The 21,522-nt window shown below is 64.8% G+C and carries 20 protein-coding genes and 1 pseudogene; 12 read left to right on the forward strand and 9 right to left on the reverse strand.

Translation table 11 applies throughout. From position 1 onward, the window contains the following. Positions 1-2 precede the first annotated feature (2 nt). Positions 3-725, forward strand: a complete 723-nt coding sequence (locus tag ACOQOU_RS08525; protein WP_306025458.1) for a hypothetical protein — start codon at positions 3-5, stop codon at positions 723-725. Between the two features lie 125 nt (positions 726-850). Here the strand turns inward: ACOQOU_RS08525 and ACOQOU_RS08530 are convergent, their stop codons facing one another. Beyond that, on the reverse strand, positions 851-1,354 hold the full coding sequence (locus ACOQOU_RS08530) for a hypothetical protein (protein WP_109765663.1): 504 nt from the start codon (positions 1,352-1,354) through the stop codon (positions 851-853). Positions 1,355-1,577: 223 nt separating this feature from the next. On the opposite strand from ACOQOU_RS08530, the gene ACOQOU_RS08535 reads away from it, so the two are divergent. After that, complete coding sequence (locus ACOQOU_RS08535) at positions 1,578-3,209, forward strand: hypothetical protein (protein WP_306025457.1); 1,632 nt, start codon at positions 1,578-1,580, stop codon at positions 3,207-3,209. Positions 3,210-3,256: 47 nt separating this feature from the next. Here ACOQOU_RS08535 and ACOQOU_RS08540 read toward each other — a convergent pair whose 3' ends face one another. The 3 genes and pseudogenes from ACOQOU_RS08540 to ACOQOU_RS08550 form a co-directional block, all read right to left on the reverse strand. Further along, positions 3,257-3,421 carry an aldehyde dehydrogenase family protein gene (locus ACOQOU_RS08540; RefSeq protein WP_245412788.1) on the reverse strand — a complete coding sequence of 55 codons (165 nt, stop codon included), beginning with the start codon at positions 3,419-3,421 and terminating at the stop codon, positions 3,257-3,259. Then, a pseudogene (locus ACOQOU_RS08545) lies at positions 3,420-4,142 on the reverse strand (aldehyde dehydrogenase family protein); the annotation flags it as partial. The gene ACOQOU_RS08540 and the pseudogene ACOQOU_RS08545, both read right to left, overlap by 2 nt. A 432-nt stretch (positions 4,143-4,574) precedes the next feature. Next, positions 4,575-5,468 (reverse strand): LysR family transcriptional regulator, encoded by an 894-nt coding sequence (locus ACOQOU_RS08550; protein ID WP_306025455.1) that lies wholly within the window; start codon positions 5,466-5,468, stop codon positions 4,575-4,577. Positions 5,469-5,554: 86 nt separating this feature from the next. On the opposite strand from ACOQOU_RS08550, the gene ACOQOU_RS08555 reads away from it, so the two are divergent. Genes ACOQOU_RS08555 through ACOQOU_RS08565 form a run of 3 tightly spaced genes read left to right on the forward strand, consistent with a single transcriptional unit; the run spans position 5,555 to position 8,057 of the window. Beyond that, a complete protein-coding gene (locus ACOQOU_RS08555; RefSeq protein ID WP_306025454.1) occupies positions 5,555-6,556 on the forward strand; it encodes a succinylglutamate desuccinylase/aspartoacylase family protein in 1,002 nt (333 codons plus the stop codon). Further along, the gene (locus tag ACOQOU_RS08560; protein WP_306025453.1) at positions 6,553-7,275 is read left to right on the forward strand and encodes an ABC transporter permease; all 723 of its coding nucleotides are present in this window, start codon (positions 6,553-6,555) and stop codon (positions 7,273-7,275) included. The genes ACOQOU_RS08555 and ACOQOU_RS08560 overlap by 4 nt, the downstream gene beginning before the upstream one ends. Next, positions 7,272-8,057 carry an ABC transporter permease gene (locus ACOQOU_RS08565; protein WP_306025452.1) on the forward strand — a complete coding sequence of 262 codons (786 nt, stop codon included), beginning with the start codon at positions 7,272-7,274 and terminating at the stop codon, positions 8,055-8,057. Before ACOQOU_RS08560 ends, ACOQOU_RS08565 begins: the two co-directional genes overlap by 4 nt. Here the strand turns inward: ACOQOU_RS08565 and ACOQOU_RS08570 are convergent. The 5 genes from ACOQOU_RS08570 to ACOQOU_RS08590 form a co-directional block, all read right to left on the reverse strand. Next, on the reverse strand, positions 8,005-8,766 hold the full coding sequence (locus tag ACOQOU_RS08570; protein WP_109765672.1) for an amino acid ABC transporter ATP-binding protein: 762 nt from the start codon (positions 8,764-8,766) through the stop codon (positions 8,005-8,007). The two genes, ACOQOU_RS08565 and ACOQOU_RS08570, sit on opposite strands and share 53 nt — an antisense overlap. Continuing rightward, the gene (locus ACOQOU_RS08575; RefSeq protein ID WP_306025451.1) at positions 8,756-9,868 is read right to left on the reverse strand and encodes an aminotransferase class I/II-fold pyridoxal phosphate-dependent enzyme; all 1,113 of its coding nucleotides are present in this window, start codon (positions 9,866-9,868) and stop codon (positions 8,756-8,758) included. The genes ACOQOU_RS08570 and ACOQOU_RS08575 overlap by 11 nt, the downstream gene beginning before the upstream one ends. Further along, the gene (locus ACOQOU_RS08580) at positions 9,865-10,839 is read right to left on the reverse strand and encodes an ornithine cyclodeaminase family protein (protein ID WP_306025450.1); all 975 of its coding nucleotides are present in this window, start codon (positions 10,837-10,839) and stop codon (positions 9,865-9,867) included. Before ACOQOU_RS08580 ends, ACOQOU_RS08575 begins: the two co-directional genes overlap by 4 nt. After that, positions 10,839-12,287, reverse strand: coding sequence for a hypothetical protein (locus ACOQOU_RS08585; protein WP_306025449.1), 1,449 nt, complete (start codon positions 12,285-12,287; stop codon positions 10,839-10,841). The genes ACOQOU_RS08580 and ACOQOU_RS08585 overlap by 1 nt, the downstream gene beginning before the upstream one ends. 67 nt (positions 12,288-12,354) lie before the next feature. Next, the gene (locus ACOQOU_RS08590; RefSeq protein ID WP_420578875.1) at positions 12,355-13,140 is read right to left on the reverse strand and encodes a transporter substrate-binding domain-containing protein; all 786 of its coding nucleotides are present in this window, start codon (positions 13,138-13,140) and stop codon (positions 12,355-12,357) included. A 159-nt stretch (positions 13,141-13,299) separates the two neighbouring features. Between ACOQOU_RS08590 and ACOQOU_RS08595 the strand changes: the two genes are divergently transcribed. The 7 genes from ACOQOU_RS08595 to ACOQOU_RS08625 all read left to right on the forward strand — a co-directional run bounded on the left by ACOQOU_RS08595 (position 13,300) and on the right by ACOQOU_RS08625 (position 21,499). Next, positions 13,300-14,349: a dipeptidase gene (locus tag ACOQOU_RS08595; protein ID WP_109765676.1), complete on the forward strand. Its 1,050-nt coding sequence runs from the start codon at positions 13,300-13,302 to the stop codon at positions 14,347-14,349. A gap of 294 nt (positions 14,350-14,643) precedes the next feature. Next, positions 14,644-15,657 (forward strand): ABC transporter substrate-binding protein, encoded by a 1,014-nt coding sequence (locus ACOQOU_RS08600; RefSeq protein WP_306025524.1) that lies wholly within the window; start codon positions 14,644-14,646, stop codon positions 15,655-15,657. Positions 15,658-15,727: 70 nt separating this feature from the next. Beyond that, positions 15,728-17,233: a sugar ABC transporter ATP-binding protein gene (locus ACOQOU_RS08605; protein ID WP_306025447.1), complete on the forward strand. Its 1,506-nt coding sequence runs from the start codon at positions 15,728-15,730 to the stop codon at positions 17,231-17,233. After that, positions 17,233-18,225, forward strand: a complete 993-nt coding sequence (locus ACOQOU_RS08610) for an ABC transporter permease (RefSeq protein WP_109765678.1) — start codon at positions 17,233-17,235, stop codon at positions 18,223-18,225. Before ACOQOU_RS08605 ends, ACOQOU_RS08610 begins: the two co-directional genes overlap by 1 nt. Then, the gene (locus ACOQOU_RS08615; RefSeq protein WP_306025446.1) at positions 18,222-19,214 is read left to right on the forward strand and encodes an ABC transporter permease; all 993 of its coding nucleotides are present in this window, start codon (positions 18,222-18,224) and stop codon (positions 19,212-19,214) included. Before ACOQOU_RS08610 ends, ACOQOU_RS08615 begins: the two co-directional genes overlap by 4 nt. Positions 19,215-19,217: 3 nt before the next feature. Beyond that, entirely contained in the window at positions 19,218-20,258 is a 1,041-nt protein-coding gene (locus ACOQOU_RS08620) for a LacI family DNA-binding transcriptional regulator (RefSeq protein WP_306025445.1), read from the forward strand. Further along, on the forward strand, positions 20,255-21,499 hold the full coding sequence (locus ACOQOU_RS08625; RefSeq protein ID WP_306025444.1) for a Gfo/Idh/MocA family protein: 1,245 nt from the start codon (positions 20,255-20,257) through the stop codon (positions 21,497-21,499). The genes ACOQOU_RS08620 and ACOQOU_RS08625 overlap by 4 nt, the downstream gene beginning before the upstream one ends. Positions 21,500-21,522 lie beyond the last annotated feature (23 nt).

Genomic DNA, 21,522 nt, shown 5'->3' on the forward strand with positions numbered 1-21,522 from the left:
CAATGGTTGCTGCGAGCGCAACGATACTCAATCCGGTTCTCGCCGGTATGGCCGCCGAAAGACCCGGTCCGGCCAACACCAATCGCAGGACGCCGGCCGATGCCGGTCTTCCCGATCCGGCGCGCCTCTCCGCGCAGCTCTTTCAACTGGTGTCGACGTCGCTGGACGGTCCGAAGGGCATTCACCCGCAGAGCTTCATAGCCGCCTTCGGCGCGCTCGCGGGCCGCTCGGCCCGCTGGATCGTGCGCCGCGAGATCGAGGCCGGACTGATCGCGGACGATTTCCGCACGCCGTCCGGTGTCCGCCGGCCCGGCGTCACCGTGTCCGCCCATGTCGATCGCCACGTTCACGATCTGACCCGCGACAGCTACGCCGCCACGCTGGTGCCCGAGATGATGGCCGCCGGTGCCGGCTGGCTGCCGCACATCAACGCGATGATCCAGCACAATTTCATGGCCATCAACGCGCCCGCCTATCCCGACTATACGGTTGCCGAAAAGCACATGCCGGAAATCCCGCCACAGGCCCTGCTGATCATGCTGTGGGAGAACACGCTGACCTGCCTGCGCAACGCGCCCGAGGCCGAAACGACCGCCCAGAAGGCCTTTGCGCTGGCGACGGTCAAGGCGGCGGCCATGTATGAGAAGAAGGTGCCGCTCGCCGTGTCCGGGCAACTCGCGCTGGAAACGGCGATCGCCATGTCGAAGCTCGACTACGGCTTCTGACAAGCGGCGCGACACACAAATTCCGGCTCAAGAACGAACACGACACCAGCAGACATGCCGGGCGCGGAAAGAGTTGTCCGCGCCCGGCATTTTTTTGCGTTCTCGGTGAACCGGAAAGCCGTCGGTCAGCGGCGAAGCGCGCCCAGGCTCGCAAAGCCGCGATTGTCGAGCACGATCGCCGCGGCGATCGACCCGCCCAGGCCACGCCGGGCAGCAAGGCAAAGCCCGGCGGCCGCCATCGCTTCGAGGGCCGACAGGGCCATGAACAGGGCCAGAACGGTCAGGCCGGTTGAAACAAGGCCCATGCCCGCCGGCAGCAATCCGGCGGTCAGCAGCTGGGCGGCCCACAGAAGCGCCGCGCAGAGGCAGCCTTGGGCGAGGCGGTCCACGAACAGTGGCGCCCGCAACCGTTCCGAACCGCGCCCGACCGCGATCAGTGCAGAACCGGCCGATGCGGCCACGGCCACGCTCAACGCCGCAGCAAAAGAAAACTGGCCGAGCGCAAATGTGCCGGCCGCCCCGGCAAACGCCAGCGCCGGAAGCCACACGGCGTGATCGGGACCGTCACCGGCCGCATCGGCCGGTTTGACCGCGACGGCGCCTTGCCTGGTTGTCGAAAGGGTCTGCATTGCCGCTGTCCAGATTGATCTGGCGCCATTATGCGCGGGCTGCCGGTGACAAAGGGTTAACCGGAGATCGCAACGGCCATGCGCTGCGATGAGGGTTAATGGCAGGTTGACGAGGGGGAAGAACACAACCGAATTCGCCTCATGCGGGAACGTCGCTGGAAATAATCGTTAAGGTTGATGACGTAGCGTCAAGTGCAACATTTGCGTGTATCGAGGCCTGCCCATGCGTCGCGTCCGTATCGTCATCTGTTCCCTGGCCTGTTGCGCCTCCGCACTGTCATGGTTCGCCGGACCGGCCCGTTCGCAGGCGCTTGTCGATGTCTGCTCGGGCTTGAGCGTCGATCTGCCGGTGCTCGATCCTGTCAGCAACGCGGCGTCCGGCCTTCTGAGCGGCCTGCTCGATCCGGTGCTCAATCTCATCATCGGCGAGATCAACACCGACATTCAGGCGCCGCTGAGCGGCCAGAACATCGGGCTGAGCGTTCTGGACACGGACGGAAATGCTGTGGCTCTCGGGTCGGGCTGCCAGCTGCGCACGCAGGGCGTGGACATCGACAACGGCGAAGGCATCACCATGGGCGGCGGCTCGATCGACGGTCTTGGCGGCACCGGCAACCCGCTGGCATCGGCAGGTGAAGCGGACGCGATCGCGATCGGCAACGGCGCCAACACCGCAGCCGGCGCGACCGGTGCCGTTGCGCTTGGTCTGCGTGGCACCGTGACCGCCATCGACGGCGTGGCGATCGGCCGCGACAGCACGGTCACCACGGCGGGCGGTCTTGCCCTCGGTGCGGGCTCGGTGGCCGGCAGAACCGGCATGGCGGGCGCCGATGAGGCGTTTTCCGGCACGTCCGTGGCCTCGTCGGCCGGCGCGGTTTCGGTCGGCACGGCGGGCGGCGAACGGCAGATCACCAACGTCGCCGGCGGTACCGCCGACACCGATGCGGTCAATCTGCGCCAGTTGCGTGCGGTCGGCGACAATCTGGCCGGCGCGCTCGGAGGCGGCGCGGCGTTCGACCCCGCCACAGGCCTTTTCACCGATCCCGGTTTCACGATCCGCGGGACGACCCACAACGATGTCGGATCGGCGCTGGCCGCCCTCGATACGGCGCTGACGGTGGTCGATGGCGACTTCGGCGTGATCGCCGCCAACAATACGTCGGGCCTTGCGGCAGCGGCGGCAACGGGCGACGACGCTTTGGCCGTTGGCTGGGGCGCCGGGGCCGCGGGCACCGATGCGACGGCAACCGGCGCCGGCGCCCAGGCGAATGGCGACCGGTCGGTGGCCCAAGGTGCGCGCTCGGTCGCTTCGGGCAGCGGCGCGACCGCTGTCGGGCATGGCGCATCGGCGACCCATGCGGGGTCGGCCGCGCTGGGCGCCGGCGCCAGCACCGGCCGCGCCAACCAGATCGTCATCGGAACGGGGGCCAACACATACACGATGCCGGGCATTGCCTCGGACGCAAGCCGTGCGGCGCAATCGGGACCGACGCAGATCGTGACGACCGACGCCGGCGGCAACCTCGCCGCCGTGCCGCTGCAGTCGCTGCTGGGCGACCTTGCCAGCGCGGTCGGGGCGGACATCGACCATCTGAACCGCCGCATCGACCAGGTCCAGACCGAATCGCGGCGCGGCATCGCGGCGGTTATGGCAATGGCCAATGCGCCGATGCCGTCGGCCCCCGGCCGCACCACCTGGGCGGCCAATATGGGTGTCTACAAGTCCAAGTGGGCCAGCGGCTTCGCCGTCGCACACCGGCTGGACACGCCGAGGCCCAGCGGCATCACGGCCGCCTTCAGCCTCAACGCCGACGGCCTGCCGGCGGCGCGGGCGGGCCTGTTCGGCGAGTTCTGACCCGCCCGACCGGATCGCGTCCCGGCCCGGTCATCCCTTCTTGACGTTCAGGACGAACGGAAAGTCTGCTCCTCCAGACCCCGAACACCGCATTCAACGCCGATGCCGGACTGCTTGATGCCTCCGAACGTGATCTCGGGTCCTGTGGAGGGGTGCTGGTTGATCCAGACCGAACCGGCTTCCAGCCATGGCGGGATTGTCGTCGCCTGCAAGCACTGTGACCATGCCCGGCGGGAATATCCGATCGGCGATCTCGGCCTTCCTGAGCGTGGCCAGCTGTGTTGTTGGCGCCGGTTTCAGGATCACGGCGTTGCCGGTCAGGACGGCAGGGACGATCGTCCATGCGCCGAGCAGAACCGGATAGTTCCAGGCCGTGATTGCGCCGACGACGCCGATGGGGCGCCGCTCGGCGCGTACATGTTGCGCGTCCGCATCGCGATGGACCGTCGGTGCGAGATCGAGATCGGCAAAGCCGTTGATGAAGAAGCCGGCGCCACCGACCCCGGCCTGCGATTTGGCCGATGGCTTGCCCTGTTCCCGCGACAGAAGGTGTGCAAGCACATCGGCATCAGCGGTCAGGGCATCGGCGACCCGTTGACGGCCGGCGGGCCGCGTTTCCATGACCACGTGGCACCTGCGTGCTTCACCGACATACCGCTCGACGGCGCAGGGGGATATCGACGCCGTTGGCCCGGGCATGACTGTGTAAATGCGGCGCCTGTCCGAGCATCGGCCCCGGAAACCATAGTCTCGATGGACCATTGGCTGGTCATAAACCACAATCAAACCGGACCGTTCAGGCGGGGCAATCACGGCTCCCGAAGTCCTCCTGTCGGGCCCGGAAGGCCGCCAGCGTCGCCTGTCGATCAATCCGCGCTGTCGCACCAACAGCGGCCTTTGTGCGCTCACGCTTGTCGCCAAGGGCGCTGGCATCGGTCATTTTGCCCAGCTTTGCAGTCGTCTCCGAACTGCGCGACGGGCGCCTTCGCAACCTGCTTCCCGGCTGGAACGAGCGTACCAGACCCGCGTCTCTGGTCTGGTCTCCGCTCGTACCGCGAAAGCGGCGTGTGAAATCGCTGATCGGCTGCCGTGCGGCAGGCTTTCCGGCTTGGGCCGGCGCTCAGCAGGCCTGACCAGTCGCATGGTAGGCGACTGCCACAGTTACGGAATTGTCCGGCGCGAACGATGCGGGACAAGACTGTCGCCGGGCGCGGCTCACGGCCTTGCCATGCCTGGCCCGGTCGGAAAGCGCACACGCTCGCGCAGTTCGGCGAGGCGTGGTGATCGCTGCGAGTTTGTCATCGAGGGGCCAGACCGGCGACCATCGGCACAACTTTCGTGCCGAGCTCACCACCCTCGGTCCGGTCAGCCGATACCGAGCATCTTGAGCAGGCGGGAGACCTTCGGTTCGTCCGATTTCGACGGATGCAAAATCGCGCCCATGTCGCTGTCGAACCGGAAGTGATCGGGTTTGACCCGCCACAACTCGCCCCGCTCCACATAGGCGGCCGCGAAATGATCGGGCAGGAAGCCGATGCCGGCGCCCGCCAGGATCATCATGGCCGCCGCTTCCACCTGATGAACGGTGATCCGATATGTCTGGTCGCGGAAGAACTGGGCGTCGAAACGGTCCAGATAGCCGCGCGCGATCCGATCGAACTGCTCGACATCCTTGGCCGCCAGCTTCTCGGGCGGCACGCCGAAAAGGTCGTGGCCGCGCCCGCAATAAAGCGAATTGGCTTCGGCATAGATCGGCACGAAGCGCAGGCCGGAAACGCGACGATGGCGCGGCCCGATCGCCAAAAGGAGATCGCCATCCTGAACCGAGCGCTCGAGCACCCGTGGCGAGCGCATGTTGATCTCAAGCTGGATCTCCGGATAGCGCTTGAGGAACTGGGCCAGTTGCCGGCCAATCGGAAAGTGCGGGTCGCCGATGATCCCGTCGGGCAAACCGATCCGCAGCGTGCCGGCCACCCCCGATCGTATCGAGGTGAGCTGGTCGCGAAACTCCTCGAGATCGAGCAGCATGTTGATGGCCAGCCGGTAGACTTCCTCGCCGGCGGGCGTGACATGAAAGCCGCCGCGGCCGCGCTCGCAAAGGCGCAGGCCCAAACGCGTCTCCAGATCGGCCATGTGCTGGCTGACTGTGGATTCGGCGAGATTGAGGCGTGCCACGGCCAGCGAAAAGCCGCCCGCGTCAACCACCGCGACGAAGATCCGCAGCAGGCGTATATCGATGTCGCTGACGCGACCGACCATGGTTCACTCGATTACTTCGACAAAATCGAAGTACAATCCGCACCATCCCGGGTCAAGGCGGTCGCACCCGCTGATAGGGTTCGGCCATGGCTGCAAATTCGCCGATGCAGATATCCGACATCACCGGTGCGCAGGGCGTCCGGCACGGGATCGGCCCCGGCGATCTGCCCATCAGCGTCAAGCGCCAGGGCGAGGGGCCGACCGTTCTTCTGGTCGGCGGCACGCACGGCGACGAATATGAAGGCCAGATCGTCGTTGCACAGATGGTGCGCCGTCTCGACGCGCTGGACATAAGCGGCACCCTCATCTGCCTGCCCCGCCACAATCCGGGGGCATGTCTCGCCGGACGCCGCACCGACCCGGCGGATGCCGGACAGGACATCAACCGCGTCTACGGAAGGGGATCGGCCACCGGCCGCGCCAAGCTCATCTCGGACTTTGTGACTGATGCCATATTGCCCCGTGCCGATTGGGTGATCGACCTGCATTCGGGCGGGGTCAGCCACGAGTTCGTTGTCAGCGGCAATGTCCAGGCGGCCATCGGATCGGACGATGACCTGACCATGCGGCCCTATCTGCATGCGTTCGGAGCGCCCTTCTCGCTGGTGTTCGATGGATCGGATCATTCCATGCCGCACACCGGCACGCTGGAGCATCACGCAAAGAGTTTTGGCGCCCATGCCGTTTCAACCGAACTTGGCGGCGGCGGCCGCGTCAGCGCGGCATCGATGGCGGCGACACGCGATGGCGTCATCCGACTTCTGGGCGCGATCGGCCTGATGGAGGGGGGCGCGCCGCCGCCATCGCCGGGCCCGCTGCTCGAAATGAGCGGCGAACGGCACACGGTGACCTGCGCTGCGGTCGGCGTGATCGAGCCGGTGGCGCAACTCGGCGATGCGGTGACCAGGGGCCAGACGGTCGCCCGACTTCATCCCGACGATCTTTCCGCGCCGGTCGATCTGACCGCGCAATGCACTGGCATTTTTGCCTGCATCGCCGCAACAGGACGATGCGATGCCGATATGGAGGGCAACACTGTGATCGGTTATGTCTGCGAGACCATCACCAAGGGCTGGCCGGCGCGATGAACTGGACACTGTTTTCGATCGGCGCCAACGGCTGGGGCGACGAACTGCTCTGGGGCTTTGCCCTGACGATGACGCTGGCCATTGCCGCCTATGTGATCGGCACGGTCATCGGGCTTTTTGCGGCCTTGGCGCTATTGTCGAAATCGCGCATCCTGCGGCCGGTTTCAGCGGCATACGGCACGATCTTTCGCAGCGTGCCCGAGCTTCTCATCCTGTTTCTGACCTACTACGGCGCCGCGCTGATGATCCGTTCGACGTTCGCGCTGATCGGCATCGACCTGCGCGTATCGCTGGATGCTTTCACGGCCGGCGTCGTGGCGCTGGCGCTCGTGCATGGCGCCTATACGGCCGAGGTGTTTCGCGGCGCGATCATATCCGTGCCGACCGGACTGCGTGAAGCAGCCCGCTCGCTCGGCATGACACCGTTCGTGACATTCCACAGGATCGTTTTTCCCGTCGCCCTGCGATACGCCTTTCCCGGCCTGTCCAACCTGTGGATGGTGATGATCAAGAACACCCCGCTCGTCTCCGCGATCGGTCTTGCCGATCTGATCGGGCAGGCCAACACCGCCGGGCAGAACACCAAACACTATTTCGCGTTCTTCACCGCTGCGCTGATCGCATATCTGCTTGTGTCCGCCGTCTCGCTCTGGGGGCAGATCCGGCTCGAACGCAACCTGATGCGCCATTTGCCCAAACAGGGGAGTTGGTCGCCATGATCATGGACTTCGAGACGCTTCTCTCCACGCTGCCGGGCTTCGCCGAGGGTCTCGCCTGGACGCTTTTGCTGACCGTGTCGGTTCTGTTCTTCGGGATGATCATCGCCTTGATGATCGTGCCCTGCCGGCTTTCGCGGAACCGGGCGGCGAACGGGTTCGGCCTGACGTTCGTCTTCGTTTTTCGCGGTGCGCCGCTGCTCGTTCTGTTGTTCCTGATCTACTATGGCGTGCCCGAACTGCCGATCGTGCGCGACACGTTTCTGTGGCATGCGTTCCAACATCCCGTTTTCTGCGCGATCCTGGCCCTGTCGCTCAATTCCGCCGGCTATCTGACGGAAGTCATCGTCGGGGCAGTGCGTGCCGTCCCCCGGGGTGAGATCGAAGCGGCCCATGTCGCCGGGCTGTCGCGATGGACCGTCATCAAGGGGATCATCGCACCCAACGCGATCCGATTGGGTCTGCGCAACTACGGCAACGAGATGATCTTCGTGGTCAAGGCGACTTCCATCGCCAGCCTGGTGACAATCCAGGAATTGATGGCCAGAGCAAGCGGTGTCTACTATCGGACCTACGACCCGATCACGCCGCTGCTCATCGCCGGCGCGATCTTCCTGGTTCTGATCCTGGCGCTTAGCAGTTTCATGGCCTTGCTGGAGGTCCGCTTGTCGCCGGAACTCCGGCGCAAGGCGGAAAGGGCCCGGCCGCGCGCCGGAAAGACCGCCCCCGGGCTTACGGCCGTTGATGGGCCATCGCTCCCACAAACTCCAGGAACCGGTCGCTGACACCGCCGCCGAACATCTGCCGGCTGGTTCCCGATGCGACCACATATCCTTTTTCCATGAAGAGCACGCGGTCGGCGATACGCCGGGCGAAGCCCATCTCGTGGGTGGCGCACAGAACCGTCATCGGGCGTCCGCTGAACCGGCCTTCGGCCACTTGCGTCAAGAGATCGAGAATGCCGGCGATGGTCTCGGGGTCGAGCGACGCCGTCGGCTCGTCGAGCAGCAGCAATTCCGGATCGCCGATCAGTGCCCGTGCGATGGCGATCCTTTGCTGTTGGCCGCCCGACATTTCGAACGGGTATCTGTCCGCCAATCCATGGCAACCCACCAGTTCGAGAAGGTCCCTGCCGCGTTCGTTCAGTTCTGCTTCGCTACCCAGACGCAATTCACGAGCCGCGAAGGTGATGTTGTCCAACGCCGTGCGCATCGAATAGAGATTGAAGCTTTGAAAGATCATCGCCATGCGCCGGCGCGCCTTGCTCCACTGCCCGGGCGTGGCCGGTACCGATCCGAACAGCTCGAACCGCCCGCTTCGATCCGAAAGCAGCCCTGCGCAAACGCGCAACAGGCTGGTCTTGCCCGAACCGGACGGGCCGATCAGCACGATCTTCTCGCCCTTGCGGATCGTCAGATCGATGTCGGTCAGGACCGGAAAATCCCCGATCCGGACGTTCAGCCCGGCGGCCTCGACAACCGGTTCACCCGGCATGGGATTTGGCGAACGCGTCGATGCGCTCCAGCCCCATGTCCAAATCGGACCGGTCGACGCCGAACCCGATCCTGATGTGCCGGGGAATGCCGAACCAGTCGCCGGCGCACACGAAGACACCGGTCCGGTCCCGCAGTTCGTGCACGAACCGTTCGGAGTCCATGTCGAGATCGTACGCCACGAACGCCATGCCGCTGGCTTCAGGTTGCACCAATGACCAGCCGTTGCGTCCGCGCAACCAATCTTCGACCCGGCCGCGTCCAGCCGACAGGATTTGGCGGCCGCGCGCCAGCAACCGGTCGCGCACCGGATTGGTCAGCGCCCGCCGCGACAGTTCCTGGGCCAGCGGTCCTGTCCCGATGGTCGTGTAGTCCTGCCGTTCATGCATGCGCGTGACCAGATCGGGCGGCGCGATGCACCATCCCATGCGGAGGCCCGGCAGCCCGAACGATTTGGCAAGACCTCCGGTGGCGATCACCTTGCGGCCAAGGCCCCATGCGGTGGCGGGCGGTCGACCGTCGATCTCCGAACCACGGTAGATTTCATCGACCAGAAGCCACACGCCTGCCTCTTCGGTCAACGCGGCCAGGGCGCGGCGCGTCTCGCCGCGCATCAGCACGCCGGTGGGATTGTTGGGGTCGCACAGCGTAACCAGCTTTGTCGCCGGCCCTATCGCCGCGCGAACATCGTCCATGTCCGGTTGCCAACCGTTTTCCGGCCGCAGCGGAACGCGCGTGACCTCGACCCCGAGCGCCCGCGCAAGTCCGTCCAGCTGCATGAAGTTGGGCGTCAGCATGACCATGTGATCGCCCGGGTCGGCGAGGCTCATCAGCGCCAGCATGTTGGCCTCGCTGGTGCCGTTGGCGATGAGAACGTTTTCCGCCGACGACGCCGGATACCAGTCGGCCACGGCCTGCCGCAGCGCCGGCGTCCCGTCCGTGTAGCCATAGCCCAGCGGCAGGTCGCGGATGGCGTCCATCTCGTCCGGCGGCACCAGATCGGCCATGGTCGCGTGATGGACGCCGCTTTCGGTCAGATTGATCTCGACCTCGTTTTCGTAGAGCGTCTGGCTGCGTTCGAGCAGAAACGTGTCGATCTTCACTGCGCCGCCTCCAACGACCGCGCCAGCCGCGCGAGAACCGCCTTGGCGATCGCAATGTCCTGCACCGCGACACCGGTCAGGTCGCTGACCGTGATCGCATCGTCGCCGACCCGGCCCGCATGGCCGCCATCGATGATGGTTCCAAGTTCGATCACATCGTCCTCGCCGATCGCACCGGCACCAAGTGCATGAAAGATTTCGCCCCGTTCCTGGCACTGGGCGATGCTGTCGGCGACGACAAGATCGGCGCGGCCGAGAAGATCGGGCGACAGTTCGTTCTTGTCCGGCGTGTCCGAACCCATCGCGGTGATGTGTGTGCCCGGCGCGATCATGTCGGCCGACAGCAACGGCGTCTCGGCCGGTGTCGTCGTGACGATCAGCCGGCAGTGTCTGGCAACGTCGTCCGGAGAGCCAGCCTCCTCCACCGCATAGCCCATCGCAGCGATGTCCCGCGCAGCCGCGCTGCGGGAGGCGTCGCGCCGTCCCCAGATCATCAGCCTGCGGCATGGAGCGACCCGCCGCAGATAATCGGCCTGCAACCTTGCCTGAACGCCGCTTCCGATGATGCCGATGCAACCGACATTTTTCGGAGCCAGATGCTTGGCTGCGACTGCGCCGGCGGCCGCCGTCCGGTGGTTGGTCAGTTCCCCCTCCTCCAGAAGCACGGCCTCGACCATGCCGGTCTTCTGGCTCAGCACAAGCATGCAGCCGCCAAAGGGCGGCAGTCCCAGCGCGGGATTGCCGAAGAAGCCGGTCGCGACCTTGATGACGAACACATCGTCGCCGCGCACCGCGCCATATTTGATGTGCATCTCGCCATGCACGTCGGGAAACAACAGCTCGCCGACCGGCGGAACCGTCACCTCGCCGCGCGAAAAGGCCGCAAAGCCCGCTTCCACCTCGGACACAACGTCCACATCGGGCAGCGCCGCGACGATCTCGTCGAGAGAAAAGACCGATGTCACCGTCATCACGCAACTCCCGCGTGGCGGGCCACGATCTCGAAGGCCTTGACGAGCCCGCGGAACGTGGCGCGGGTCGCGTCCTCGCGCAGCCGGCCGTCACCGTCGATCATGCCGAGGCCCGGCCCGATCAGCACATTGCCGCCATAGATGGTGGTGCCGGCCTGCCCCATCGCCATGCACGCCGCATCGATCGCATTGGTTCCGGCCACCAGATCCTCCAGATTGTAGAGCGGCAGTCCCTTGTCGCCGCCCTTCCATGTGTTGGCGTAATTCAGTTCGATCCCGCCCATGTGATAGCTCGGCGTGACGATCAGATCGTCTCGGAAATGCGCGGGAAACCCGTCGAGTTCTTCCATCAAGATGCGGTGCATGCCGTCCACCGGATCGGTTACGCGCGTCGGCTCGTTCACCATCATGCGCAGGAAGGCGAGCATGCCAACCAGCGAATCGCGCCCCGGATCGTGCATCGAAAAGACGCCCTTGCCATAGGACGAGGTGCCGCCGCTGCGCGGGCCGATCCATCCCATCGACTTGCGGATCACATTCATCGGTTCGGCCTTGCCGATCATCAGCCCGCCAATGGGTGACCGGCCGGCCTTGTCCATCGAATAGATCATGATGTCTGCGTCGATGGCGCGCGGGTCGATGCCGACGACCGGCAGGCATGTCGCGCAATCGACGATGTAGGGCACGTCCCAGTCGCGCGCCAGGCCGCCCAGCCGCTTCATCAGTTCGGGAGCCCCCTCGCCCGTCTGGCCGAAACCCCATCCGGGCGTGTCGTAGCCAACCGCATGCACCGCCGAAACATAGGCGCTGTGGCGGCTCGCCGTACGCTCCATCGCGGCCATCGTGCCGTCGACATCAAGACCCGTCATCAGGGCCACCGTGTTCTGGCGCACGCCATGGATCTCGTATTTGACGCCCGGCGCCCGGACGAACAGCGTATCGAGATTGGTAAGGCTCTTGCCGTCAATGCCGAGTTCGCCGCCGGCGACGGTCCTGTCCATGGCGAAGTGCCGGTATTTGGGCGGAAACGCCCGGCCATAGCCGCCGCCCCATTCGGCGTCTTCACCGTAGATCTGCAGCGAGCGGGCGCGGTACTGGTCACCCTTGCGCATGGAAGGTGGCGCAACAAGCGTCTCGAAGGCGACGCGCAGCGACGCCTCGGCGGTGTTGGTCACGCACACATCGTACTCGTCGCCATAAACGTCCTTGACCAACACCCGCATCTCGTCTGCGATCTGCACCGCCGGCAGCACATCGACCCGGTTGGCCTCGGCGATCGCGTCCATGACATAGTCGGGAAGCCGGGCCGGACAGCCGGACGACCCCTGGTAGGTTCCGACCGCGCCGGCGAACCGGTCAAGGCCCTCGGCTTGGGCGAAATCCGCCGCCTCGCGTTCGATGTCGGGAATCGCGTCGTAAAGCGATTGATACCACTGATGCAGATACATGGCCGTCCTGTGGATTGGGAAAAAGGCGGAGCGGGGCCGCAGCCCCGCCCGTTTCGATGCTCCGAGACTATTGGTCCCAGAGCATGTCGGCGCGCAGGTTCATGCCTTCCGGGAACCATCTGGCGGCAATCGTGTCGAACGTGCCGTCGGCATAGATTTCGCGCAGGGCGGTGTTCACCCGCTCGCGCAATTCGTCATCGCCCTTGCGGAACATCGCGCCCGCGCCGCTGCATGTGATGCAAAAGCCGCTGTGTACGATCTCGAAATCGGCGCCCTCTGGCTTGCCGAGAAACTCCCGGATCGGCGTTTCGGCCTCCAGCGCGCCGACGATCCGCCCCGCCTGCATGTCCGCGGCGATCTGATCGAAACGCTGATAGCCTCGGAACTCGATATCGGGATAGTTATCGGCCATGAATGCGCGAACGCCGGCCGACGCCTCATAGCCGCCGATCGTCTTGCCCGCCAGATCGTCGGGGAAGGTGGTCACCTCGCCCTTGCGCGCGACGAATGCGTCCTTGACGTTGAAATAGGCCAGCGAGAAATCGGCGACCTTCTTGCGCTCGTCGGTGATCGACATGGCCGAGAAGATCATCCGGAACTTGTCGGCGAGCAGCGCTGCGATGGCGCCGTCGAAATCTTGCTTGACCCATTCGCACTCGGCTTCGATGCGCGCGCACACCTCGTTGCCCAGATCGATCTCGAAGCCCGAATAGGAGCCATCGGCCTCGGTCTGGCTGAAGGGCGGGTAGGACGCCTCGGTGGCGACGAGTATCTTTTCCGCGGCTGCGCCCGAGGCCGACAGGCCAAGGGCGACCAGCGCGGCGGCGCCCATTCCGGTTAGCGTTTTCATCATGTGTCTCCTTTTCGCTCGCACCGGGACGGGTGGCCCGGCGGTGTTCTGCGGAACCGAAGCCTAACGGGACGCGAGCGGCACCTTAATGGAGCGTTTGCGAAGTTCATTTCGGCAAACGGCGAAGGAAGCGATGTAGGCCCCGGGATATGACGATGCGCCATGCGCGTTTTCGACGGCCACAATGATCTGCTGTATCGGTTATGGGAAACCGGGGACCGGGATGGCGCGGCGTTTCTGACAAGCGATGGGCAAGGCCATATCGATCTGGAACGGGCACGCATCGGCGGCTTTTCAGGCGGCCTTTTTGCGGTGTTTGCCGACAGCCCGGAGTTCGAGCAGACCCTCGCATCGACCGATGCCTCGGCCATGCCCCTTTCCATGGACGATATCGAGCCGATCGGCCTGACACATGCTTCTGCCATCTGTCATGAGCAGATTGCGATCGTCCGCCGTATGAGTGCGGCGCGGCCCGATGCGCTCCGCATTTGCTCATCCACCGGCCAGATCGGGCAGGCCATGTCCGATGGCGCGGTGGCCTGCGTGCTCCATGTCGAGGGGCTGGAAATGATCGACGATCCCCGGGCGCAATTGCCGGAGCTCTACGATCTGGGCGTCCGCTCCATCGGGCCAGTCTGGTCACGGCCGAACAGGTTCGGTCACGGCGTGCCGTTCCGTTACCCTTGCGATCCGGACACGGGACCCGGCCTTACCGCCGCCGGGTTCGAACTGATCGAGATATGCCAGCAGATGGGTATCCTCGTCGATGTCGCCCACATGAATGCGGCTGGTGTTGCCGATGTGGCGTCCGTTGCGGAAACTCCGTTCGTATCCAGCCATGCGGGCGTGCATGCCATCTGCCCCGCGTCTCGAAACCACACCGATGATCAACTGCGAACCATCGCCCACTCCGGCGGACTGGTCGGCATCGTGTTGAACACCGATTTCATCCGCCGCGACGGGCGGGCCGATCCGGATACCGACCTGTCGTCGTTCGTCGACCACATCCGCCACGTCATCAATGTCGCCGGCATCGAGGCCGCAGCGTTGGGCTCTGATTTCGACGGCGGCCCTGTCGCCCGCGATTTGGCCGACTGCAGCGCCCTGCCCTCATTGGTCCGTCGGATGGAAGCCGGCGGCCTGAATGCGGCACAGATCGAAGCGGTTTGTCACGGCAACTGGTTGCGGGTCCTGAAGGAGACGATCGGCTGAACCGGGCCGCAAACGGCCTCGGGGTCCATCGGCAACGGGTCGCGGACTTGCTGGAAGGTACCGGTGACGGCGACCGGGACGTCATGTCCGAAGGGCAGGGATTGTGCGAGACAGCGATCTGCCCGACCGCCGGAACGGCCAATGTCGACCGTCGCAAACCATATCAGCGCAGCTCAAGTCGTTCGGACCGGGACAATGCAATCCGACAAAGTGCAGAATCTCGTTGAAATCGATTTCATTCTCAGTTTAACTTCCCAAATCCGTCACCAAGGGAGGAAAGTGATGTCACATTTCATGAAGAAGGCGCTCGCAACGGTCTCGGTTCTGGCAGCAGCCACCGGGGCCACGCTTGCGGACGACTTTACCATCGGCCTGACCAATGGCTGGGTCGGTTCGGAATGGCGCACCCAGATGATCGAGGAAGCGCAGGCCGCCGCCGCGGCGTGGGGTGAGCGCGGCGTCGATGTCGAGGTGGTCGTCCAAAGCTCGAACGTCGATGTGCCCGGCCAGATCGCGCATGTGCGCAACTTCATCAGTCAGGGCGTCGATGCCATCATCATCAACCCCAACAGCCCGACCGCTTTCGATCCGGTCTTCGCGCAGGCCGCCAGTGCCGGGATCCTGGTGATCTCGACCGACGCCGAAGTGTCCTCCCAGGACGCCATCTATGTCGGCATCGATCAGAAGGGCTGGGCCGAGGCGAGCGCCCGATGGCTGGCCGAGACGCTGGGCGGTGAGGGTACGGTGGTCGCCATCAACGGCGTCGCCGGCCATCCGGCCAACCAGATGCGCGTTGAAGGCTACACGGAGGTTTTCGGCGAATATGACGGCATCGAGATCGTCAATGAGGTCAACGCCAACTGGGATCAGGCGCAGGGTCAGCAGGCGATGCAGAACCTTCTCGCCACTTATCCCGATATTGACGGCGTCTGGGTGCAGGACGGCATGGCCGCCGGCGCCTGGCGGTCGATCATGGACGCCGATCGCGTCGATGAAATCGCCGCCACGGGTGAAATCCGCAAGGACTTCATCGATCTGTGGGTCGAAAACGACTTTACGTCGGGCGCTTCGGTCAACCCGCCCGGCGTGATGGCCAGCGCGCTCAATGTTGCGGTCTTCATGCTGCAGGGGCGCGAACTGAAGGAGCCGGCCGACGATGGCGTGTACGGCAACGCGCTCTATCTGCCGATCCCGTTCATCGATGGCAACAATGTCGCTGAGGCCGCCTCGGCACTTGACGGGCAGCCGGGCCACTTTTCCTATTCGAGTTCCTTGAGCATCGAGGAAGCCGAAGCGCTGTTCCAGTAAGCGCAAAGACGTCGGGGCCGGCGCATTCGTGCTGGCCCGCAGACGGGCGGTGCACTGGGAGATCAACACAATGGCCAAACTGCAGGTTCGCGGTGCGCGCAAGGCCTATGGCGCAACCATTGCCCTCAAACGCGGCGACATGGTGCTGGAGAGCGGCGAAGTGCACGTGCTTATCGGCTCCAACGGTTCCGGCAAGAGCACCCTGTGCAAGATCATTGCCGGAAGCGTGCGGCCCGACGCCGGCGAGGTGATTATCGATGGCCGGCCCGTGACCGTCACAGGACCGCAAATGGCGCGCGAGCTGGGCATCGGTATCTTCTATCAGGAGTTGAGCCTGGCAGCGCATCGGACCGTTGCCGAGAATATCTCTCTGGCGCGATTGCCGGCCAATGCCGGTGTCTTTGTCGACCATGCGGCAGTCACAGCGGCCGCAGAGCGATACATGGCGCCATTTGCCGACGTACTGGGCGATGGCTTTGCCGCGGACACGCCCGTCGTCAAATTGCGCGCCGATCAGCGACAGCTGGTCGAGATCATGAAGACGCTGGCAACCGAGGCGCCGGTCCTGATCTTCGATGAGCCCACCTCGGCGCTTGACAGCGCCCAGGTCGAGCGCTTCTTCGATGTGCTGCGCAAGCTGCGCGGCGAAGGGCGATCGATCATCTTCATCTCCCACCGGATGGACGAGATCTTCGCCATCGGCGACCGGGTGACAATCATGCGCGACGGTGAGACCGTGACGACGATGGCGCTTTCCGATGCCGACCATGACATGGTGATCCGCGCGATGGTCGGCGGTCAGGAGGCCCTCATCGCGACGGGCAATGCCGACGATGAAGGAACCCGCCGGACCGGCAAGACAATCCTGTCGGTCCAGAATATCTCCGGCCCGGGGTTTTCCGAAATCAGCTTTTCGGTTGCAGCCGGCGAGATCGTTGGCTTCGGCGGATTGCACGGCCAGGGCCAGTCTTCGGTCTTGCGCGCCCTGTTCGGCGCGAGCCGCCGGCAAGCGGGAACGATCACGCTGAACGGCACACCCTACACGGCCACCGCGCCGCGCGCGGCCATCCGCCAGGGCATGGCCTATATCTCGGGCGACCGCGGGCATGACGGCGTCATCACGGACCGGCCGATCCTTGAAAATGTCACGCCGGTGCATTTCCTCAGGAACCGGCTGACGTTTGCTTTTCCCGGTCGCTTGCGAGCGGCCGTGCTGCCCGCGTTACAGGCGCTGCGGACGAAGTATGCGACGCTTTCCCACCCGATCAGTTCTCTGTCTGGAGGCAACCAGCAGAAGATCGTCATCGCGCGCTGGTTGACCGATCCGCCCCAGGTGCTGCTGCTTGACGATCCGACAAAGGGCATCGATCTGGCGACCAAGACGGAACTGTTCGCGCTGATCCGCGAACTCGCCGAAAAGGGCATGGCGATCATCCTTTATTCGTCCGAGGACAGTGAATTGCTCACCAATGCCGACCGCATCCTGGTGTTCAGCGGAGGCGCGATCGCACGCGAACTGACCGGCGCGGACCGGACGCGGTACAACCTTTACCATGCCGCCTACGAGGCCGCTTGATGAGTGGTCTCGTTGCACAACCGGGCGCTGGCGCCCACACCGGGATCGGCCGCATTTTCGAGCGCTTTCCGTTCCTGCCGGCGTTTGTCATCCTGATCGCGCTCTTGGTGCTCAACGGCCTGTTCGAGCCCAACAGCCTGTCGTTCGGCGCCCTGACCGGACTGGTCAGCACCTATCTGGCCTTGATGCTGCTGGCGGTGGCGCAGACCTACGTCGTCTATGCCGCCGACATCGATCTGTCGGTCGGCGCGATATTGTCGCTGGTCAACGTGTCCATCATCGTTCTGATGCAGCTCATGGGCGGCTCGGCGCTTTCGGTTCTGGTGGCCTGCTTCGCGGGCATCGGCATCGGCCTCGCCTGCGGCATCTTCAATGGCATCATCGTCGCCGGTCTGCGCCTGCAGCCGATCGTTGCGACCTTTGCCACGTCGATCATCTTTACCGGCATCGCGCTCTACATCATGCCGGTCTCCGGCATCCCTGCGCCGAGCGTCTATTGGCGCACCTACGGCGGCCGGCTCTTCGATGTGCCGTTCGTCATCTACCTGGCGGTCGCTGTGGCGGTGATCCTCTATGTGATCGCACGCACGCGGCTCATCACCCAGCTGCTGGCGGTCGGCGACAACCAGCAATCGGCCTACCAGTCGGGTTTGCCTGTCACCATGACGCGCATTCGCGGCTATGCGCTGTGCGGCGTGTTCGCGGCGCTGGCCGCACTGTGCATCACCGGCGATACGGCCAGCGGCGACCCTCTGGTCGGCGGTGCGATGACACTGAACAGCGTCGCGGCCGTCGTGCTGGGCGGGACGGCATTGTCCGGCGGTGTCGGCTCGGTTGCCGGATCGGTGATCGGTGCGCTGATCATCGGCCTGGTCAACTCGCTGGTCTTCTTCGTCGGCACGCCCTCGGAATGGCAGAACCTTGTGCAGGGCCTGGCCATACTGGTCGCTTTGACGGTGGGTATCCTCGTCTCGCGGAGGGCCGGCCAATGAGCGCCGCCGAACCCGGCATTGGACGAACCGCCGCTCTCTCCGCCGAGCGCCTCGTGCGGCAGCCCATCATCGTCGCGCTCGCGCTGATTGCCGCCCTGCTGGTCGCCGGCGAACTTCTGTCGCCGGGCTTTGCGTCGGGCGAACAGATCCTCCGTCTGCTCATCGTTGCAGCCCTGCTCGGCATCGTCGCTGCGGGGCAGAACCTGGTCATTCTTGGTGGCCGCGAGGGCATCGACCTGTCGGTCGGCGGTGTCGTGTCGCTCAGCGCGATCGTCGCCGGCAACATCATGAACGGGGCCGATGCCGGCATCGTGCCGGCGATACTCGCCTGTGTCGCCATCGGCGGGCTGTTCGGCCTCATTAACGGCGTCGGCGTGACACTGCTGCGCATTCCGCCGCTGGTGATGACGCTGGGCATGCTTGGCGTCCTGCAAGGACTTTTGGTCGTCGTCCGCCAGGGCATACCCTCGGGCAATGCGGCGCCGGCCCTGTCGGGTTTTGTCTCCCAGCCCTTTCTTCTGGGGCTGCCGGGCATCATCTGGCTCTGGATCGGCATCGGCGCGTTCATGGCCTTTCTGCTGCGACGGACCGTGTTCGGTCACCGCATCTATGCCATCGGCTCCAACGAGCACGCGGCCGCGATGGCCGGGGTGCCGGTACGCCTGATGCGCGTGTCCCTGTTCATCTTGTCGGGCATGTTCGCGGCGATCGCCGGCATCTGCCTGCTCGGCTATTCGGGCCAGTCCTTTGCCAATGTCGGCGAGCAGTACATGCTGCCGTCCATCATCGCCGTGGTCTTCGGCGGCACGCCACTGTCGGGCGGCAAGGGCGGCTACACGGGAACCATGGCCGGCGCCGTTCTGTTGGTGATCCTGCAGTCCATCCTGACGACGATCAACATCGACGAAGCCGGCCGACAGATCGTCTTCGGTGCGACGCTCCTGGTGCTGATGCTGTTCTACGGCCGCGGCCGGGCCATGCGGGGCTGACAGTTGGCTGGGCGTCCGAAGATCAAGGACATCGCCGACATGGTCGGCGTCTCGCCGGCCACGGTGTCGCGTGCGCTGGCCGGAACCGGGCTTGTCGCCGAGCCGACGCTGTCGCGAATTCGAGAAACCGCCGCCGCCCTCGACTACCGCCCCAATGTCAGTGCCCGAAATCTGCGCACGCAAAGATCGATGGCGATACTTCTGGTCGTCCGCGATGCGGGCAACCCGTTTTATCTCGAGGTCTTCAAGGGGGTCGAGGCGGCGGCGCGAGAGGCCGGTTACGCGGTGCTTATGGGCAATACCGAGGACGATCCGGTGCGCGAGACCGAGTATTTCGCCATGCTTGGCGATGGCCACGCCGACGGGATGATCCTGATGACAGGCAAGCTGCCCGCGCCCAACGACACACGCGCGACAGGCGACGAGCCGGTGGTCGTGGCGCTCGAAATGGTCGAGGGTTCGGGATATCCGCATGTGGTCATCGACAACCATGCGGCCGCGCTTTCTGCGGTCAATCATCTGATCGAACTGGGCCACCAGAATATCGCGCACATCACCGGCCCTTTGCCGGAACCGATGAGCCAAAGACGCATGGAAGGCTACCGCACTGCCATGAAGCTGGCCGGGCTGGCCATCCGCGAGGGGTTCGAGCAGCGGGGCGATTACCTGCTCGAATCAGGTGTGCAATGCTGTCGCGCCCTGCTCGCATTGCCCGTGCTGCCGACCGCGATCTTCTGCGCAAATGACGAGATGGCGTTCGGTGTCATCGGTGAATTGAACCGGCAGGGTGTTTCGGTGCCGGATGATGTGTCCGTGGTCGGCTTCGACGACCTGTTCCTGAGCGCCGCGTTCCAACCGCCCCTCACAACCGTCAGCCAGCCGCGCGCCGATATCGGTCGCCAGGCGATGACGATCCTCTTGTCCCGGCTGTCTGGCGCTGCCGTGCCCGATGAACCGGTGGTCGTCGCCACCCAACTCAAGGTCCGCGGAACCACGGCACCGCCAAAAAGCCTGACAACACAACACCAAGGGAGACACCAATGACCAACCTGCCGAAATCGAAGCTGCGCATCGGTCTGATTGGCACCGGCTTCATTGCCCAGTTTCATCTGCGTTCGATGGTTGGCGTCCGCAACGTCGAAGTCACCGGTGTCTACAGCCGCAAGGCGGAAAACCGCCAGCGCATCGTCGATCTGGTGACGGAACTGGAGCTGGGCACCTGCACCGCGCATGGCTCGCTCGAGAAGATGCTGCAAGCCGATGATATCGACGCCGTGTGGATTTTGACGCCCAACAACACGCGCCTGGACATCATGCGGACAATCCACGCCGAAGTGACGTCGGCGCGGAGCAAGGTCTTTGCCGTCGCCTGCGAAAAGCCGCTCGCTCGCACCATTGCCGACGCGCGCGAGATGCTGCGGCTTGCCGAGGACGCCGGCCTCAACCACGGCTATCTGGAAAACCAGGTGTTCTCGACGGCGGTGCTGCGCGGCAAGGAAATCGTCTGGCGCCGGGCCGCCTCGTCCACCGGGCGCCCATATCTCGCGCGCGCCGCCGAAGAGCATGCCGGTCCGCATGAAGCCTGGTTCTGGAGGGGCGACAAACAGGGCGGCGGCGTGCTGTCGGACATGATGTGCCATTCCGTCGAGGTCGCCCGTCACCTGCTCACCAAGCCCGATGCGCCGCGCAAGTCGCTGACCGTCAAATGGGTCAATGGCACGGTCGCCAACCTCAAATGGACGCGGCCGGCCTATGCCGACCAGCTACGCGAACGCTATGGCGACGCGGTCGATTACCGCAACCGGCCTGCGGAGGACTTCGCGCGCGCCACCATCCTGCTTGAAGACGAGGATGGCCTGGAACTGATGATCGAGGCGACAACGTCCTGGGCCTATGTCGGTGCCGGTCTGCGCATCCAGCTCGAACTCCTGGGTCCGGAATACTCCATGGAGTTCAACTCTCTTTCGACCGGTCTCAAGGTCTTCATGTCGCGCGCGGTCACCGGCGCGGAGGGTGAGGACCTGGTCGAAAAGCAGAATGCCGAGCAGGGCCTGATGCCGGTGCTGGAAGACGAGGCCGGCATCTACGGCTACACCGATGAAAATCGCCATATGGTCGAGCGTTTCCGCAAGGGCGAACGGCCGGACGAGACATTCGAGGACGGCCTTGCAGTCGTCGAGATCCTGATCGGCCTTTACCGGTCCGCGGAACTTGGACAAACCGTGCATTTCCCGGCCGGCGACCTTGAGGATTATGTCCCCCTGGTCGCTCGGGCCGGCGACTGAGCGATGGCCGTCAGCGGCGTTCG

The sequence above is a fragment of the Oceaniradius stylonematis genome (assembly GCF_965223445.1).
Taxonomy (GTDB): Bacteria; Pseudomonadota; Alphaproteobacteria; order Rhizobiales; family Rhizobiaceae; genus Roseitalea; species Roseitalea stylonematis.